Raw genomic sequence first — 17,402 nt, 5'->3', positions numbered from 1 at the left:
ACTCCTGTGTGACGGCGACTGATGACTGTGACCGTAGTCACCCTGCCGCGCCGGCGCTCGTCCGCCCCATGGTCGCCGCAGCGGGTCAGCTCACCTCGGTGCCGGACTCCGCCGGGAGCACCAGGAACTCGGTTCCCGCGGGCCCCATCTCGCGCAGCCGGCCGTAGTAGATACCGGTCGCGGGGTCGTTGATGATGCCCTGGTGGATCGGCACCGCGACCCGTGGCGCGACGGCTCGCAGGTAGTCGACGGTCTCGGAGATCTTCATCCACGGCGCGACGGCGGGGATCGCCAGGACGTCGATCGGCTGCTCTGGCACGAACAGGGAATCGCCAGGGTGCAGCAGCCGCGCGGGCCCGGCCGGATCGCCGAGGAGGTAGCCGGTGTTGTCGATCACCGGGATCTCCGGGTGGATCACCGCGTGCCGTCCGCCGACCCCGGTGACCTGGACGTCGCGGATGGCGAAGGAGTCGCCCGCGTGCACCGCCGTCCAGCGGCCGCCGAGCTGCGCCGCCGTCTGCGGGTCCGCGTACAACGCCGCGCCGGGGTTCGCCTCGACCAGGGCCGGCAGCCGCGCCGGGTCGGCGTGGTCGGGATGCTGGTGGGTGATGAGGATGGCATCCAGGCCGGTGATGCCCTCGAAGCCGTGCGAGAAGTTGCCGGGATCGAACAGGACGGTTGCGTCGTCGATCTCGGCGAGCACGCAGGAGTGGCCGAAGTGGGTCAGTCGCATGGGTTCGAGTATGCGCCGGTAAACTGCCTGTTGCCCGGCGGATCATTCCCGGGCGCACCGGAGCACCTAGCGAGGAGCAGCACGTGGCCCGTGTCGTTGTCGATGTCATGCCCAAGGCCGAGATTCTCGATCCCCAAGGGCAGGCAGTTGTCGGCGCCCTGCCCCGACTCGGGTTCACCGGAGTGTCGGATGTTCGCCAGGGCAAGCGTTTCGAGCTCGAGGTCGACGACAGCGTCGACGATGCCGAGCTGGAGAAGATCGCCGAGTCGCTGCTGTGCAACACGGTGATCGAGGACTGGAAGGTCACCCGAGTCCAGTGAGCGCCCGTATCGGAGTCATCACCTTCCCCGGCACCCTCGACGATGTCGACGCCGCCCGCGCGGTGAACCTGGCAGGCGGCGAGGCGGTCAGCCTCTGGCACGGCGATGCCGATCTCAAGGGCGTCGACGGGGTCATCGTGCCCGGCGGCTTCTCCTACGGCGACTACCTGCGCTGCGGCGCCATCGCCCGGTTTGCGCCGGTGATGGAAGAGGTCATCAAGGCCGCGGCGGGCGGCATGCCGGTGCTCGGCATCTGCAACGGCTTCCAGGTGCTGTGCGAGGCGGGACTGCTCCCCGGTGCCCTGACCCGCAACGAGGGCCTGCACTTCATCTGCCGGGACCAGTGGCTGAAGGTGGAGTCCACCTCGACGGCGTGGTCCTCGAGGTACGAGTCGGGCGCCGAGATCCTCATCCCGCTCAAGTCGGGCGAGGGCCGGTACCAGGCCTCGGAGAAGGTGCTCGACGAGCTCGAGGGCGAGGGCCGCGTGGTGTTCCGCTACTCCGGCGACAACCCGAACGGCTCGCAGCGCGCGATCGCGGGCATCGCCTCGGCCAACGGCCGGGTCGTCGGCCTGATGCCGCACCCCGAGCACGCGACCGAGTCGCTGACCGGACCGAGCGACGACGGCCTCGGCATGTTCTACTCGGCGCTGGACGCGGTCCTCACCGCCTGAGCAGAGTTCGAGTTGAATTCCGCATCAGGGCGGACCGGTCATCCGGTCCGCCCTTTTGCTACCGTCCGGCCATGATCTCGACGATCGTGTGGGGGACAGGGAACTTCGGGCGCGCGGCGATTCGCGCGGTCGACGCGCACCCGGGTCTGGAGCTGGCGGCCGTGCTCGTGCACGACCCCGGCAAGGTCGGGCGCGACGCGGGCGAGCTCGGCGGCCTCGACAGGGAGCTCGGGGTCGTGGCGAGCCGCGACGCCGCGGCGGTGCTGGCGGCGGGCCCGCGCGCGGTGGTGTACGCGGCCTCCGGCGACATCCGCTCGGCCGATGTGGTCGCCGACATCTGCGCGGCGCTCCTGGCAGGCGCCATCGTGGTGACCCCGTCGATCTACCCGCTGTACGACCATCGCGACGATCGGCAGGACCTGCGCGAGGAGATCCGTGCCGCGCTCGCCGATGGGACCGGCTCGCTGTTCGTGACCTGCGTCGACCCCGACTGGACGGACGAGATGCTGCCGCTGCTGCTCAGCGGGCTCGGTGCGGACGTCGATCGGATCCACTGCCAGGAGATCGTGGACTATTCCGGATACGACCAGCCCGATTCGGTGCGCTACCTGGTCGGCATGGGCGAGCCGCTGGACTATCTGGCGCCGATGATCGCGCCGAGGATGCCGACGACGGTGTGGGGCGGTCAGGTGCGGCTCATGGCCAGGGCGCTCGGTGTCGAACTCGACGAGATCCGCGAGAGCCTCGAACGGCGGCCGCTCGAGGCCTCGATCGAGACCGACACGATGGGCAAATTCGACGCCGGTGGGCAGGGTGCGCTGCGCTTGCAGGTGCAGGGCATCGTGGGCGGCGAGCCGCGCATCGTGATCGAGCACGTCAACCGCATCGACCCGACCTGCGCCCCGGACTGGCCGAGCCCGCCGGAGGGTCAGTCCTGCGCGCAGCGGGTGCTCGTCGAGGGTGGCCCGCGGATCGCGATGATCGTGGTTGGCGCCGCCCCCGACGCTGGCGAGGACGCGACGTCGGTCTCGCGGCTGGTCGGCGCCATCGACTGGCTCGCAGGCCAGGCGCCGGGGTTCTACGACGCGCTCGACGTCCCGCTGCGCCCGACGCGCGCACCGGAGTTGGCGGACGCCTCCGTCTGAGTCGGCCGAACGCCCACGAGAACGTGTTCCAGTTCGGTAGCGTCCCGGCCATGATCTCAACGGTGGTGTGGGGTACCGGAAATGTCGGACGGGCGGCCATCAGGGCGGTCGATGCGCACCCGGCGCTGAAGCTGACGAATGTGATCGTGAACAACCCCGACAAGGTCGGCCGCGACGCGGGCCACTTGGCCGGCCTCGACGCCGAGTTGGGGGTCGCCGCGACCGACGACATCGAGGCGGTGCTGGCCGCCAGCCCGGGGGCTGTGGTGTACGCGGCCTCCGGCGACATCCGGCCGGACGACGCCCTCGCGGACATCTGCCGGGCGATCCGCGCCGGGGCCGTCGTCGTCAGCCCCGCGCTGTACCCGCTCTACGACCCGACCAATGCCCCCGCGGAACTGCGGGACCCGGTGCTGGCCGCCATCGCGGAGGGTGGCGGCTCGATGTTCGCCTCGGGTGTCGACCCCGGCTGGGGCAACGATGTACTGCCGTTGCTGCTCAGCGGGCTCGGCAGCACCGTCGACGTGATCCGCTGTCAGGAGATCTTCGACTACTCCACCTACGACCAGCCCGACTCGGTGCGCTACCTGGTCGGCATGGGCCAGCCGATGGACTACCTGCCGCCGATGATCGCGCCGACGATCCCGACCATGGTGTGGGGCGGGCAGATCCGGATGATGGCGCGGGCCCTCGGCGTCGAACTCGAGGAGATCCGCGAGACACTCGACCGGCGCGCGCTCGACGAGACCGTCAGCACCAAGACGATGGGCGAGTTCGAGGCGGGCACCCAGGGCGCGGTGCGGTTCGAGGTGCAGGGCATCGTCGACGGCGAGCCCCGCATCGTCGTCGAACACGTCACCCGCATCCACCCGACCTGCGCCACCGACTGGCCGATGCCGCCGGACGGCGACGGCGCCCACCGGGTGATCATCGAGGGCCGCCCGCGCATCGAGGTATCGGTCGAGTGCACCGACGAGGACGGCAGCCGGTCCGCGGGCGGAAACGCCACCGCGGTCGGGCGACTGGTGAGCGCCATCGACTGGCTGGTGGCCGCGGAACCAGGAATCTACGACGCGCTCGACGTCCCGCTGCGCCCAGCAGTCGGCAAACTCGGAAAACGGTAGTCACGAAAGGACGAGCCATGCTCATCGACATTCCCGAAGACAAGGACCCGATCGGGTACGTGTGGGGCGAGATGGTCCCCGGCATCGGGATCGCGGCCTCGAAGTTCTCGCTGTCCGTGTACGAACACTCGACCATCGATCTGCGGGCGTTCGAGGCCGCACGGCTGCGGATCGCGCAGATCAACGGCTGCATCTTCTGCCAGGACTGGCGCACCGAGAGGGACGGCAAGAAGGTGGAGGCCGGTTTCGACGATGCGGTCGAGAACTGGCGCACCACCGACGTTTTCGACGATCGCACCCGGCTGGCCGCCGAGTACGCGGAGCGGTACGCGCTCGACCACCACGGACTGGACGACGAGTTCTGGACCCGGATGTTCGCGCACTACACCCAGACCGAGGTCGTCGAGCTCTCGATGAGCATCGGCGCCTGGCTGGCGTTCGGCCGGCTCAATCACGTGCTCGGCCTCGACAGCGTCTGCGTGCTGCCGGGGCACTGAGCTACTCGTCGACGACCAGGTCAGGGGAGTTGGCGATCGCATCGAGGAACGGCCCGGCGATCAGGCCGTAGATGAGCAGCAGGAACACGGTGTGCGTCAGGCAGAACAGTGCGAAATTGCCCACCGCGGCGCGGGAGTCGAAGTGTTCGCGGACCTTCGTCCACATGCGCCGCGGTGACCGCACGTCCCAGCTGTTGAGCCGCAGGTATCTGCCGAGGTAGATGCCCACCGACACCAGGGCGATGATGACGACGGCGGTGCTGCGCGCGGGCACACTCGCCAACGCGGCGTTCGAATCGCCGAACAGCATGACCGTGATCATCAGCTGAGCGGCCATCACGCCGAGGACGGTGTTGACCACACCCGACATGGCGAAGCTGAGCACCGCGATGATGTCGTACCAGAGCGGGACCTCCTCGTCCTCACGCCGATGGCTCTGGTTCAGCTCGGTGATCAGGTAGCCGGAGTTGGGCAGCGCCAGCAGCCAGACCGCGAATCCCGCCGTGCCCACGGCTATCCCGAGCGGGCGGGAGACGAATCCGACGGTCAGCACCAAGACGATCGCGACCGCGAGGAACACCGCCAGCGGCAGCACCGAGAGCATGAAGTTCTTCACCATCGGTCGGTAGACCGGGACCCGATAGAGCCACGATCGCAGGTAGATCAGCAGCAGCGCGTAGGCGTTGAGCCCGATCGCGAACAGCAGCAGGGTGTCGAGCGACATGGCCGAAACCTATCGGGTTTGCGGGCCCGGGGTCGGGATCACGACGGCGGCGCAGGCAGTGCGTCGAAGAAATCGGCGCTCGGGGTGAAGAACGCGGATCCGGTGACCGGGACCGAGAAGTCGAGCAGCCGATCGTGATTGCCGGGCGGATCGCCGAGGAACATGTTCTCGAGCATCCGCTCGGTGATCGCAGGCGTGCGGCAGTAACCGATGAAGTACGTGCCCATCTCGCCGTTGCCGACGCGGCCGAACGGCATGTTCGCGCGCAGGATCTCCAGGGATCGGCCGTCCTCGTCCTTGATCGCGTTCAGTGCGACGTGCGAGTTCGAGGGCTTGACGTCGTCGGTCATCTCGATGTCCTCGAGCTTGGTGCGCCCGATGACCCGTTCCTGCTCGGGGACCGGCAGCGCCTCCCAGGCCGACATGTCGTGCAGGTACTTCTGCACGTGTACGTACGAGCCACCCCCGAAGGCCGGGTCCTCGTCGCCAACCGTGACCGCCGCGACGGCGGCTCGCCCCGACGGGTTCTCGGTGCCGTCGACGAACCCGATCAGGTCGCGGTTCTCGAAGTACTGGAAGCCGTGCACCTCGTCGACGACGGTTGCCGCGCCCGCGAGCCGCTTGGCGATCTGGTGTGCGAGCTCGAAGCAGGCATCGAGGCTCATCGCCCGGATGTGGAAGAGCAGGTCGCCAGGGGTGGACGGGGCCTGGTGCCTCCCGCCGCGCAACGCAGGGAACGGGTGCAGCTGCGCCGGTCGTGGCCCGGCGAACAGTCGGTCCCAGGCATCCGAGCCGATGCTGACGATCAGTTCCAGGCCAGATCCGGGCACCCGCAACCCGGCCGCCCGACGGAGTCCTGCGGCGTCCGCGAGCAGTGAGCGGATGACCGCCTCGCCACCGGCATCGACGGTCGCGACGAGGAAGATCGCCGCGGGGGAGAGGGGGCTGGTCACCGTCTGGGACTCGGGAACCCGTGGCGGGTGGGGCGATTCGGTCATCGAGGGCTCCGGTCTCCGTGGTGAGCTGGGTCATCGGCGGTATCGACCCTGCGCCCCAACGGTAATCGACGGCAGGGCAACGGCCCCGGCGCCGCCTTGTGGATCCCCGCCCTCTGCGACGACCCTCGCGGTCAGCGACGCCCGAACGTTGTTGTGAGGATGCCGCCGAAGTCGATTCCGGATGGCTGGGCGAGCCACTCGAGTCCCTTCTCCATGTCGTCTGCGGCCGACACGTGACCGGACGCGCGAAGGAGTGGTTGGAATCGGTTCAGCATCGCGCCGAAGAACCGGTCTCCGGTGCCCCCGTCGCCGAGGAGGAACGGCACACCCGTGAGCGTGACGTCGCGTAGCCCGAGCTCGTGCATCGCTTCCGTTGCGCGCCGCCCATATCCGATGTCCGCGCCGAGGTGTGCGCGCATCGCTGCGGCGAGACTCGTCATCGCTGCACGAACGGGTGGAAACGGAGAGGACAGTCCCTCGCTGATGTCGAGACTTCCGAGACACAACCAACCTCCCGGGGCGAGCCACCCGGCCATGCGGCGCAAGATCTCGTCGCGCGCGGGAAGGTATTCGAGGACGAGCCGCGTGTGAACCAGATCGAACGAGGCGGGCGGGAAGTCATCGACGGTGATGTCGTGCGCTGTCGGCTTCAGGTTGTGGATATCGGTCGGCAAGAAGCGAACATCCACGTCGGTGGCGATGACGCTGCCGTCGGCCGCGCGGGAGGCGAGGCTGCGCGCGACCGATCCGGCTCCCGCGCCGACGTCGAGGCAGCGCCACGTCGATCCGACCTCGAGAGATTCCAGAACGGGCAACGTCACCGGATCTGTGAACGACTCGAGCAGTTGAAGTCGTTGGAGCTCGTCGGGCATGTCATGCCCCAGAACGCTCTGAGCGTAGTTGCGCATCTTCGCCTCGTTCGCCCTTTGGGTGCAACCCTTTCGCGGTCGGCACCACGACCCGAGCAGTCTCACAGATCGGGAAGGCAGGCGCGTGGAAAACTGGCTTTCGAGCCGGATGCGAGGCGCGGTGGGCGCGCACGACGGCCGCGCCGAATGTCGGTGCCCGGCGGTAGCGTTCGGTCATGACACTGACACTGGGCATGATCACCTTCGACAGCGCCGAACCGGGCCCCCTCGCCGCGTGGTGGGCGGAGCAGGTCGGAGGCCGGATCGAGCAGGAGAACGACGGCTGGTTCTACATGGTCGAGGTGCCGGGTGCCGCGCACAAGCTGGCCTTCCAGAAGGTGCCGGACCCCACGCCGGGCAAGAACCGGGTGCACCTCGACCTGATCACCGAGGACCTCGACGCCGAGGTGGCCCGGCTGACCGCTGCCGGTGCGCAGGAGTACGAGCGGCACGACATGGACGGCTTCCGGTGGGTCACGCTCACGGACCCCGACGGGAACAGGTTCTGCGTGTCGGGCAGCCACTGACGGGGTCGACCCGGTCACTAGGATCGACTCATGCCGCAGCTCACCGACGCCACCGCATCCGGGCTCTGCTCCTTCGTCGACGCGTCACCGTCGCCGTTCCACGTCTGCGAAACGGTCGCGGCCGAGCTGACCGCCGCGGGGTTCGTGCGGTTGCGCGAGGCCCAGGGCTGGCCGTCGGCGCCGGGTCGCTATTTCCTGGTGCGCGGCGGCTCGCTGGTCGCGTGGAGCACCGAGGCCAGCGGGCGGGAGGCGGCGCCGTTCCGGATCGTCGGCGGGCACACCGACAGCCCGAATCTGCGGGTCAAGCAGCACCCGGACCTCGAATCCGCCGGCTGGCAGCTGGTCGGCCTCGAGCCCTACGGCGGTGCGTGGCTGAACTCCTGGCTGGACCGTGATCTCGGCATCTCCGGCCGGCTGAGCATCCGCGAGGGAAACACGCTGCAGGAGAAGCTGATCCGGGTGGACCGGCCGATCCTGCGGGTGCCGCAGCTGGCGATCCACCTTTCGGAGGATCGCAAGGGGGTGCAGCTTGATCCGCAGCGGCACGTGAACGCGATCTGGGGTGTCGGCTCCTCGCCGCGGCGCTTCCTCGGCTTCCTCGCCCAGGAGGCGGGCGTCGATCCGGGCGCGGTGCTCGGCTGGGAACTGATGACCCACGACCTGGCGCCGAGCGCGGTGGTCGGGCTGCACGACGAGTTGGTCAGCGCGCCGCGCCTGGACAACCAGGGCACCTGCTACGCGGGCAGCAGGGCGCTGCTCGCCGCGGTGGAGAACCCGGCCGAGGCGATCCCGGTGCTGGTGCTGTTCGACCACGAGGAGGTCGGCAGCATGTCCGACCGCGGCGCCTTCTCCGACCTGCTGAACTCGGTGCTCGAGCGGATCGTGCTGGCGCGCGGCGGTGGCCGGGAGGACTTCTTGCGCGCGATGGCGGGCTCGGTGTGCGCGTCGGGGGACATGGCGCACGCGACCCACCCGAACTACCCGGACCGGCACGAGCCCGCGCACCGGATCGAGATCAACGGCGGTCCGGTGCTCAAGGTCAACCAGAACCTGCGCTACGCCACCGATGCGGCCGGAGCCGGCGCCTTCGCCCTCGCCTGCGATCAGGCGGGGGTGCCGCTGCAGCGCTACGTGCACCGCGCGGACCTGCCGTGCGGTTCCACCATCGGACCGATCACGGCGTCGCGGACCGGGCTGTCCACCGTGGACGTGGGGGCCGCGCAGCTCGCAATGCATTCGGCTCGGGAGCTGATGGGGGCGGCCGACGTGGCCGCGTACGCCGAGGCGCTCGCGGCCTTCCTGACGCCTGCGGACTAGGCCGCCCGGCGGACTTGTTTGTTGACGTTTAGTAACAATTGCCCCAACGGTCACCTCAGTAACAGTCCTCCCGTGTTTGGCTGGGCCGCGTTCATTTCCGCGCCCCCTGCAGAACCCCGAGAGGAACATCTCTGTGCGTGCGCTGAGTCGGTCTTGGTCATCGGTCCTGTCCGCGGCGGCGGTCGCGGTCGCCCTTGCGGCATCGGCGGTCTCGCCTGCCTCGGCGGCGGAGGGCGGCCCCTGCGGTCAGGGCGGATCGGGCAGTTCCGGCGGCAGCAGCGGTAGCAGCACCGGCTCGCTGGCCGGGTTGATGCCGTGGATCACCGGGCCCCCGGACGGCGGCGTCCCACAGTTGACCGGCAGGACCAAGGCGATCGAGATGGTCACCGGTCCCGGCAGCCCGAACAACACCATCTCGCGTTTCAACGTCTCGGGCACCGACCTCGGCATCATGTGGGACAACGGCAACGCCCTCGGCCGCCACGACGTCCTGATGGCGTTCGGCGACACCGTCGGCGACTGCGAGGCGGACGGCGACGACTGGCGGAGCAACGTCCTGTTCCGCAGTTCCGACAATGTGCTGTCCGACGGCATGCGGATCGACAGTTCGCCGCTGAGCGGTCCGAACAACTCCAAAGAGATCATCCCGGGCTTCGCGATCCCCGGCGAGTACACGACCATCCCGACCGCAGGCATCGCGGTGAACGGGGTGCAGTACGTCCGCTTCATGTCGGTGCGGTCCTGGGACACCCCTGGCAACTGGACCACGAACTACTCGGCCATCGCGTACTCGACGGACAACGGTGAGAACTGGACCGCGGACCCCGCGACCATCCGCACCAACATCGAGGGCATCGACGTCCCCGGCTTCCCTGCGGTCAGTCCGGGCAATTCGAAGTTCCAGCAGAGCGCCTTCGTCGACGGGAGGGACGGCTTCGTCTACGAGTACGGCACCGAGTCCGGCAGGCAGGGCACCGCGCTGCTCGCCCGCGTCCCGGCCGGTCAGATCCGCGACCTCAACGCGTACACGTACTGGAACGGCAGCACCTGGGGCGCCGATCTCGCGCAGGCGACGCCGGTGATCGGCTCGCCGGTCAGCGAGCTCGCGGTGCAGTGGAACGACTACCTGGGCAAGTACGTCGCGATGTACACCGATGCCACCAACTCGCTCGTGATCCGGCAGGCGGACCGGCTCGAGGGCCCGTGGAGCGGTAAGCAGACCATCCTCAGCGGGACGCTGGTGCCCGCGCTCTACGGCGGCTTCATGCACCCGTGGGCCACCGGCCAGTACCTGGAGTTCGTGGCCACCACCTGGGACCGCTACAACGTCATCTACATGCGCACCGACCTGAACGGTCTGCAGATGAAGGCCACGGATCAGGCCGACCGCCCCGACCCGGCGACCACGGGAGACGCGCGGCTGCTGCGGGTGGAGTACCCCGACGAGCAGTGACGGGTGCCGCGGTGGTGCGGGTGGCCACTACCAGTGCGGGGGCACGCTGTCCTGGCGGTTAGACTTTGCCCAGGCAGCGTGGCGCCAGCCGCGGCCGATTTGACTCCTCCAGGGAAGGGACCCGACTCCCCGTGTCTTCAGAGACGAGCACCGTGCAGGTCGACACCGTCACCAAGGCCGCAGCGACCCCGGATGTCGCCCAGCCCTTCAAGGAACTGGGACTCAAGGAAGACGAGTACGCCCGGATCAAGGAGATCCTCGGTCGGCGCCCGACCGATGCCGAGCTCGCGATGTACTCGGTGATGTGGAGCGAGCACTGCTCCTACAAGTCCTCCAAGGTGCACCTGCGCTACTTCGGCGAGACCACCACCGACGAGATGCGCTCCTCGATGCTCGCGGGCATCGGTGAGAACGCGGGCGTCGTCGACATCGGCGACGGCTGGGCGGTCACCTTCAAGGTCGAGTCGCACAACCACCCGTCCTACATCGAGCCCTACCAGGGCGCGGCGACCGGTGTCGGTGGCATCGTCCGCGACATCATGGCGATGGGCGCCCGCCCGATCGCGGTCATGGACCAGCTCCGCTTCGGCGCGGCGGACGCGCCCGACACCCGCCGGGTCGTCGACGGCGTCGTGCGCGGGATCGGCGGCTACGGCAACTCCCTCGGCCTGCCGAACGTCGGCGGCGAGACGGTCTTCGACGCCTCCTACGCGGGCAACCCGCTGGTGAACGCGCTGTGCGCCGGCGCGATGCGCGTAGAGGACCTGCACCTCGCCTTCGCCTCAGGCGCGGGCAACAAGATCATCCTGTTCGGCGCGAGGACCGGCCTCGACGGCATCGGTGGCGTCTCCGTGCTCGCCTCGGAGACCTTCGACGAGTCCTCCGGCGGCCGCCCCAAGAAGCTGCCTGCCGTGCAGGTCGGCGACCCGTTCACCGAGAAGGTGCTCATCGAGTGCTGCCTCGACCTGTACAAGGCGAAGCTGGTCGTCGGCATCCAGGACCTCGGCGGCGCCGGGCTGTCCTGTGCCACCTCCGAGCTCGCGGCGGCCGGCGACGGCGGCATGCACATCGACCTGGACAAGGTGCCCACCCGCGCGACCGGCATGACCGCAGCGGAGATCCTCTCCAGCGAGTCGCAGGAGCGGATGTGTGCCGTGGTCACCCCGGAGAACGTGGACGCGTTCATGGAGGTCTGCCGCAAGTGGGACGTGCTCGCCACCGTCATCGGTGAGGTCACCGAGGGCGACCGGCTCACCATCGACTGGCACGGCGAGAACGTCGTGGACGTCCCGCCGCGCACCGTCGCGCACGAGGGACCGGTCTACGAGCGTCCCGTGCAGCGGCCCGCGACCCAGGACGCGCTCGTCGCCGACACCACCGCCGCCCTCGCCCGTCCGACCACGCCGGACGAGCTGAAGACGACGCTGCTGAACATGGTGGCCTCGCCGCAGCTGTGCAGCCGCAAGTGGATCACCGAGCAGTACGACCGCTACGTGCGCGGCAACACCGTGCTCGCCGAGCAGGCCGACGCGGGCGTCATCCGGATCGACGAGGAGACCGGCCGCGGTATCGCGCTGGCCACCGACGCCTCCGGCCGCTACACCCTGCTCGACCCGTACGCAGGTGCCCAGCTCGCGCTGGCCGAGGCGTTCCGCAACGTCGCGGTCACCGGCGCGACCCCGAAGGCCGTCAGCAACTGCCTCAACTTCGGCTCGCCGGAGGACCCGGGCGTCATGTGGCAGTTCCAGCAGGCCGTGCGCGGCCTCGCGGACGGCTGCGCCGCCCTCGGCATCCCGGTCACCGGTGGCAACGTCAGCTTCTACAACCAGACCGGCTCGACGGCGATCCTGCCGACCCCGGTGGTCGCCGTGCTCGGCGTGATCGACGACGTGCACCGCCGCATCCCCACCGGGCTCGGCCTCGAGCCGGGCGAGACCCTGATCCTGTTGGGGGAGACTCGCGACGAGCTCGATGGCTCGATCTGGGCGCAGGTCGAGCACGATCACCTCGGTGGCGTGCCGCCGAAGGTCGACCTGGCGCGCGAGCAATTGCTCGCCGACATCCTGCTGGCCGGCTCGCGGGACGGGCTGATCAGCGCCGCGCACGACCTGTCCGAGGGCGGCCTCGCCCAGGCGGTCGTCGAGGCCGCGCTGGCGGGCGAGACCGGCTGCCGGATCCTGCTCCCCGAGGGCGCTGACCCGTTCGTCACGCTGTTCTCCGAGTCGGCCGGACGAGTCCTGGTCGCGGTCCCGCGCACCGAGGAGACCCGGTTCACCGGCATGTGCACCGCCCGCGGCCTGCCGTGGGTGCGCATCGGCGTCGTCGACGAGGGCTCGGACTCGATCGAGGTCCAGGGCCAGTTCTCGGTGACCATGGCCGAGCTGCGCGAACTGTCGGAGGCGACGCTCCCCGAACTCTTCGGCTGAGCCCTTGACCGGGGGAGAGGTCGAGACCAAGCAGACCGGGGGAGCGGCCGGGACGAAGCACGAGCAGTCCAGCTGGGTCGAGGTCCTCGCCTCTCCTGAGGAGCTGCGGCAGCGGCACCCCTTCGTGGGCTGGGCCTGGGGTCTGCTGCGGCTGGACTACACGGGCATCGCGTTCGCGGCGCTGTTCTTCTGCTGGTCGCTGACGCCGTCCCTGCTTCCCCGGGACTGGCTCTATCAGGGCCTGATCGGCGGCATCACCGCGGCCATCGGCTACGGCGTCGGAACCGCGGTCGGGTGGGCGGTCAACCGGTTCCTGCTGGCGCGGCTGCCCTGGTGGCCGCCGCCCGCGAAGGTCCAGCTGGCACTCAAGATCGCGGTGCCGACCCTGTCGCTGCTGGTGTCGATCGGCATGCTCATCGCCGCGGCCGCCTGGCAGCGGGAGCTGGCCGCGCTGACCGACGCCGAGGGCACCACCACCACCGGTTACCTGCGGACGCTGTTCCTGAGCATGCTGATCGCGGCGCTGCTGATCTCGTTGTGGCGGGTGCTGCGGGACCTGGTCAGGCTGATCGCCCGCTACCTCAACCGGTGGCTGAAGGTGCCGCGTTCCGCCGCGGCCCCGATCGGCGTGGTGCTGGTCGCGTTCCTCAGCTACACCATGGTGACGGACGTGCTGTTCGACGCCGCGTACGCGGCGATCAACTCCGCGTTCAGCCTGCAGAACAACACCACCCGCGAGGGTGTCGTACAACCGACCGAACCCGAGCGGTCCGGCAGTCCCGCCTCGTACGCGAGCTGGGAGTCGCTCGGCTTCGAGGGCCGCAACTTCGTCTCGCGGGGCATGCACGCCGACGAGCTGGCGGCCGTGAACGGTAAGCCGGCGCTCGAGCCGATCCGGGTCTACGCCGGGCTCGAGACTGCGGCGGACACCGACGCCCGACTGGACGTCGTGATCTCCGAGCTCGAGCGCACCGGGGCCTTCCAGCGCAGCGTCCTCGTGGTCATCCCGACCACCGGCACCGGCTGGGTCAACCCGACCGCGGCCGAGGCGATCGAGCTGGTGCACAACGGCGACAGTGCCCTCGTCGCCAGCCAGTACTCGTACCTGCCCAGCTGGATCTCCTTCCTCGCGGACCGGAACAAGGCCGCCGAGGCCGGACGCGCGCTGATCGGCCGCGTGCACGAGCGCTGGCTGCGCGAGCCCGCGGAGACCAGGCCCAAGCTGCTGATCTACGGCGAGAGCCTCGGCACGCAGGCAGGCGAGGCGGCGTTCGACGGCCTCTCGGACATCCGGGAGACCGTCGACGGGGTGCTGTGGGTGGGTCCGCCGAACTCGAACACCCTGTGGAGCCAGCTCGTCGCGCGGCGGGACCCCGGCACCCGGCAGGTCGAACCGGAGTACTCCGACGGTCTGGTGGTCCGTTTCGCCAACGACGCCGCCTCGATCGGGAGTCCGCCCTCGCCCTGGATGAAGCCGCGAGTGCTCTACATCCAGCACCCGTCGGACCCGGTGGTGTGGTGGAGCCCCGACCTGATCTTCAACCGCCCGGACTGGCTCTCGGAGGCGCCGGGCGCGGACCGGCTGCCGAGCATGCGGTGGTTCCCGTTCGTGACGTTCTGGCAGGTCGCCGCCGACCTCGCCAACGCCGCGGGGGTGCCAGACGGTCACGGCCACAACTACGGCACCACCGTGCTCGACGGCTGGGTCGCGGTGGCCGGTCCCGATGGCTGGACCGCCGGCGACACCGAACGCGTCCGCGCGGCGATCGAGGCGCGGGCGGGAACGCAGGGACCGGAGAAGTGACGCGGACAGAGGGGGAATAGTGACGGACCACTGGAGCGAGGCGCCGACACTGCGCGGGGAGTCCGTGTTGCTGCGTCCGACGACGATCGACGACGTCGACGGGCTCGCGAGGGCACACGATGATCCCGAGACGTTGCGGTACTTTCCGTATGGGATCGAGTCGGAGCCGCCGTCGGTGGCCTCGGTCGACCACGCGCTGCGGTCAGGGCGGCAGACACTGACGCAGGTGGACGCCGCGACCGGTGAGATCGTCGGTACCACCTCGATCTACAACATGAGCGAGTTGCACGGCCGGGTGACGATTGGCTACACATGGCTCGCCTCCCGGGTTCGGGGTACGGCGATCAATGCCGAGTCGAAACTGCTTGTGCTGGAACATGTTTTCGGCACTCTCGGGGCGCGCCGGGCGGAGCTGAACGTCGACGACGAGAACGTTCGCTCGCGCGCGGCCGTCGCTGCGATCGGCGCGACCGAAGAGGGTGCGCTCCGTCGGCACGCCCGTCGGCGTGACGGCACGGTGCGGACCACGATCGTCTACTCGGTGACGGACGAAGAATGGCCTGGGGTGCGGGCCGGCCTGCTCGCGCGGATCTCGCGCCGATCGGTGAACCGGCCTGCTGTTCGACCCGGTCCGGCCGCGGACCCGGCCGCCGCTGGGTCGGCGCGGTGACCGCACGCAAGAAGATCGACCCCGCCGACCTGAGGGCGGCGCTGCTCGAGGTCCGCGACTGGCTGGCCGACGCCGATGCTCCTGCGCCGAGCCGGGCCCAGCTCGCGGCCGCTGTCCGGCTCAGCGCCAGGACCCTCGAGAACACCGCGCCCGGTTCCTCGGTGGAGGTGCGGGTGCCGCCGTTCGTGGCGGTGCAGTGCGTCGCGGGACCGCGGCACACCAGGGGCACCCCGCCGAACGTGGTGGAGACCGATCCACGGAGCTGGCTGCTGCTGGTGACCGGGGGATTGACGTTCGACGCCGCATCGGCGACGGGCGCGCTGACGGCGTCGGGCACCAGGGCCCGCGAGATCGAGCACTGGCTGCCGTTGCTCCGCTTCTGAGGGCTGGAGGCCTGTGGTCAGTACACCCGCCGTTAACCCGTAGAATGACCTTGCCCCCCATCCCACCCCCTAGGGAGCAACCCCGGTGACTCAAGCCGAATTGTCGGTCAACAGCCCGAATCTTCTCGCACCCGCAGACCTGTCGGATCAGGACGAGCAGCCGCCCCGCGAGGAGTGTGGCGTCTTCGGCGTCTGGGCTCCCGGCGAGGATGTGGCGAAGCTCACCTATTACGGCCTCTACGCGCTGCAGCACCGTGGTCAGGAGGCGGCAGGCATCGCCGTCGCCGACGGTTCGCAGGTGCTGGTCTTCAAGGACCTCGGCCTGGTCAGTCAGGTGTTCGACGAGCAGACCCTCGGCGCGATGCCGGGGCACGTTGCCGTCGGGCACTGTCGGTACTCGACCACCGGGTCGACCACCTGGGAGAACGCGCAGCCGATCTTCCGGACCACGGCGGCAGGCACGGGCATCGCCCTCGGCCACAACGGCAACCTGGTCAACACGGCGGAGCTGGCCACCAGGGCGCGCGCGGCCGGGCTGATCAACGACAAGCGGCCGGGCGGCGCCACCTCGGACTCCGACATCGTCGGCGCGCTGCTGGCGCACGCGGCGGCCGACCGCACCATCGAGCAGGCCGCGATGGATCTGCTGCCGACCCTGCAAGGCGCGTTCTGCCTGACCTTCATGGACGAGCACACCCTGTATGCGGCCCGCGACCCGCACGGGGTGCGCCCGCTGTGCCTCGGCCGGCTCGACCGCGGCTGGGTCGTCGCCAGCGAGACCGCCGCGCTCGACATCGTCGGCGCCTCGTTCGTCCGCGAGATCGAACCCGGGGAGCTGCTCGCCATCGACGCCGACGGCGTCCGCTCTTCGCGTTTCGCCGCGCCGACGCCCAAGGGCTGCGTCTTCGAGTACGTCTACCTGGCCCGCCCGGACAGCACCATCAGCGGCCGGTCGGTGCACGCCACCCGCGTCGAGATCGGTCGCAGGCTGGCCAAGGAACACCCGATCGAGGGCGACCTGGTCATCCCCGTTCCCGAGTCCGGCACCCCGGCCGCGGTCGGCTACGCGCAGGGTTCCGGCATCCCCTACGGCCAGGGCCTGATGAAGAACGCCTACGTCGGCCGCACCTTCATCCAGCCGTCGCAGACCATCCGCCAGCTCGGCATCCGGCTCAAGCTCAACCCGCTCAAAGAGGTCATCCGCGGCAAGCGCCTGATCGTCGTGGACGACTCCATCGTCCGCGGCAACACCCAGCGCGCGCTGATCCGGATGCTCCGCGAGGCCGGCGCGCTGGAGATCCACGTGCGGATCGCCTCGCCGCCGGTCAAGTGGCCCTGCTTCTACGGCATCGACTTCGCCTCGCCCGCGGAGCTGATCGCCAACGGCGCGGGGGCAAGCGATGCCGACGGCGTGACCAGCCACAGCATGGACGAGATGCTCGAGGGCGTGCGCCGTTCGATCGGCGCCGACACCCTCGGCTACGTCTCGATCGAGGGCATGATCGCCGCCACCGAGCAGCCCGCGTCCCGACTGTGCTCGGCGTGTTTCGACGGTAATTACCCGATTGCGCTGCCGACCGAGACCTCGATGGGTAAGAACGTGCTCGAGGGAATGCTGGAGAGCACCGCGGGCGCCGCGGCGACGCAGGACAACGACAACGCGAGCGCGCTGAGTCGACCGTAGGCGCGTAGCGCCAAC

At 69.6% G+C, this 17,402-nt stretch carries 17 protein-coding genes; 13 read left to right on the top strand and 4 right to left on the bottom strand.

All coding sequences use genetic code 11. From position 1 onward, the window contains the following. Nucleotides 1–85: 85 nt before the first annotated feature. Entirely contained in the window at nt 86–733 is a 648-nt protein-coding gene (locus BR31_RS0125535) for an MBL fold metallo-hydrolase (RefSeq protein WP_027503416.1), read from the bottom strand. An 83-nt stretch (nt 734–816) separates the two neighbouring features. Between BR31_RS0125535 and purS the strand changes: the two genes are divergently transcribed. The 5 genes from purS (at nt 817) to BR31_RS0125510 (ending at nt 4,493) form a co-directional block, all read left to right on the top strand. Then, nucleotides 817–1,053 carry a phosphoribosylformylglycinamidine synthase subunit PurS gene (gene purS, locus BR31_RS0125530; RefSeq protein WP_027503415.1) on the top strand — a complete coding sequence of 79 codons (237 nt, stop codon included), beginning with the start codon at nt 817–819 and terminating at the stop codon, nt 1,051–1,053. After that, nucleotides 1,050–1,727, top strand: a complete 678-nt coding sequence (gene purQ / locus BR31_RS0125525) for a phosphoribosylformylglycinamidine synthase subunit PurQ (RefSeq protein ID WP_027503414.1) — start codon at nt 1,050–1,052, stop codon at nt 1,725–1,727. The genes purS and purQ overlap by 4 nt, the downstream gene beginning before the upstream one ends. A gap of 71 nt (nt 1,728–1,798) precedes the next feature. Next, nucleotides 1,799–2,872: an NAD(P)H-dependent amine dehydrogenase family protein gene (locus tag BR31_RS30220; protein ID WP_051637743.1), complete on the top strand. Its 1,074-nt coding sequence runs from the start codon at nt 1,799–1,801 to the stop codon at nt 2,870–2,872. Between the two features lie 50 nt (nt 2,873–2,922). Beyond that, complete coding sequence (locus tag BR31_RS0125515; protein WP_027503413.1) at nt 2,923–3,996, top strand: NAD(P)H-dependent amine dehydrogenase family protein; 1,074 nt, start codon at nt 2,923–2,925, stop codon at nt 3,994–3,996. Between the two features lie 17 nt (nt 3,997–4,013). Beyond that, nucleotides 4,014–4,493 (top strand): carboxymuconolactone decarboxylase family protein, encoded by a 480-nt coding sequence (locus tag BR31_RS0125510; RefSeq protein WP_027503412.1) that lies wholly within the window; start codon nt 4,014–4,016, stop codon nt 4,491–4,493. 1 nt (nt 4,494) lies between these two features. Here BR31_RS0125510 and BR31_RS30215 read toward each other — a convergent pair whose 3' ends face one another. The 3 genes from BR31_RS30215 to BR31_RS30840 form a co-directional block, all read right to left on the bottom strand. After that, entirely contained in the window at nt 4,495–5,217 is a 723-nt protein-coding gene (locus BR31_RS30215) for a DUF1361 domain-containing protein (RefSeq protein ID WP_051637742.1), read from the bottom strand. A 38-nt stretch (nt 5,218–5,255) separates the two neighbouring features. After that, the gene (locus tag BR31_RS0125500) at nt 5,256–6,215 is read right to left on the bottom strand and encodes a Dyp-type peroxidase (RefSeq protein WP_037178396.1); all 960 of its coding nucleotides are present in this window, start codon (nt 6,213–6,215) and stop codon (nt 5,256–5,258) included. 131 nt (nt 6,216–6,346) lie between these two features. Then, nucleotides 6,347–7,123 (bottom strand): class I SAM-dependent methyltransferase, encoded by a 777-nt coding sequence (locus BR31_RS30840; protein WP_051637741.1) that lies wholly within the window; start codon nt 7,121–7,123, stop codon nt 6,347–6,349. Nucleotides 7,124–7,299: 176 nt separating this feature from the next. On the opposite strand from BR31_RS30840, the gene BR31_RS0125490 reads away from it, so the two are divergent. The 8 genes from BR31_RS0125490 (at nt 7,300) to purF (ending at nt 17,387) form a co-directional block, all read left to right on the top strand. After that, a complete protein-coding gene (locus BR31_RS0125490) occupies nt 7,300–7,650 on the top strand; it encodes a VOC family protein (protein ID WP_027503410.1) in 351 nt (116 codons plus the stop codon). 30 nt (nt 7,651–7,680) lie between these two features. Next, the gene (locus BR31_RS0125485; protein WP_027503409.1) at nt 7,681–8,967 is read left to right on the top strand and encodes a M18 family aminopeptidase; all 1,287 of its coding nucleotides are present in this window, start codon (nt 7,681–7,683) and stop codon (nt 8,965–8,967) included. A gap of 133 nt (nt 8,968–9,100) precedes the next feature. Next, nucleotides 9,101–10,420: a DUF4185 domain-containing protein gene (locus BR31_RS0125480; RefSeq protein WP_051637740.1), complete on the top strand. Its 1,320-nt coding sequence runs from the start codon at nt 9,101–9,103 to the stop codon at nt 10,418–10,420. A 152-nt stretch (nt 10,421–10,572) separates the two neighbouring features. Further along, complete coding sequence (gene purL / locus BR31_RS30205; protein ID WP_037178394.1) at nt 10,573–12,846, top strand: phosphoribosylformylglycinamidine synthase subunit PurL; 2,274 nt, start codon at nt 10,573–10,575, stop codon at nt 12,844–12,846. Nucleotides 12,847–12,949: 103 nt separating this feature from the next. Continuing rightward, nucleotides 12,950–14,650: an alpha/beta hydrolase gene (locus BR31_RS30200; RefSeq protein WP_051637755.1), complete on the top strand. Its 1,701-nt coding sequence runs from the start codon at nt 12,950–12,952 to the stop codon at nt 14,648–14,650. Between the two features lie 19 nt (nt 14,651–14,669). Then, nucleotides 14,670–15,320: a GNAT family N-acetyltransferase gene (locus BR31_RS30195; protein WP_051637739.1), complete on the top strand. Its 651-nt coding sequence runs from the start codon at nt 14,670–14,672 to the stop codon at nt 15,318–15,320. Continuing rightward, nucleotides 15,317–15,703: a sterol carrier family protein gene (locus BR31_RS0125460; protein WP_027503407.1), complete on the top strand. Its 387-nt coding sequence runs from the start codon at nt 15,317–15,319 to the stop codon at nt 15,701–15,703. The genes BR31_RS30195 and BR31_RS0125460 overlap by 4 nt, the downstream gene beginning before the upstream one ends. 85 nt (nt 15,704–15,788) lie before the next feature. Continuing rightward, a complete protein-coding gene (purF, locus tag BR31_RS0125455; RefSeq protein ID WP_027503406.1) occupies nt 15,789–17,387 on the top strand; it encodes an amidophosphoribosyltransferase in 1,599 nt (532 codons plus the stop codon). Nucleotides 17,388–17,402 lie beyond the last annotated feature (15 nt).

Origin of the sequence: Rhodococcus sp. UNC363MFTsu5.1 (assembly GCF_000686785.1) — a bacterium.
Classification (GTDB): Bacteria; Actinomycetota; Actinomycetes; order Mycobacteriales; family Mycobacteriaceae; genus Rhodococcus_G; species Rhodococcus_G maanshanensis.
Note: the sequence above shows the minus strand (reverse complement) of the source record. Positions and strands in the feature narration are given on the sequence as shown.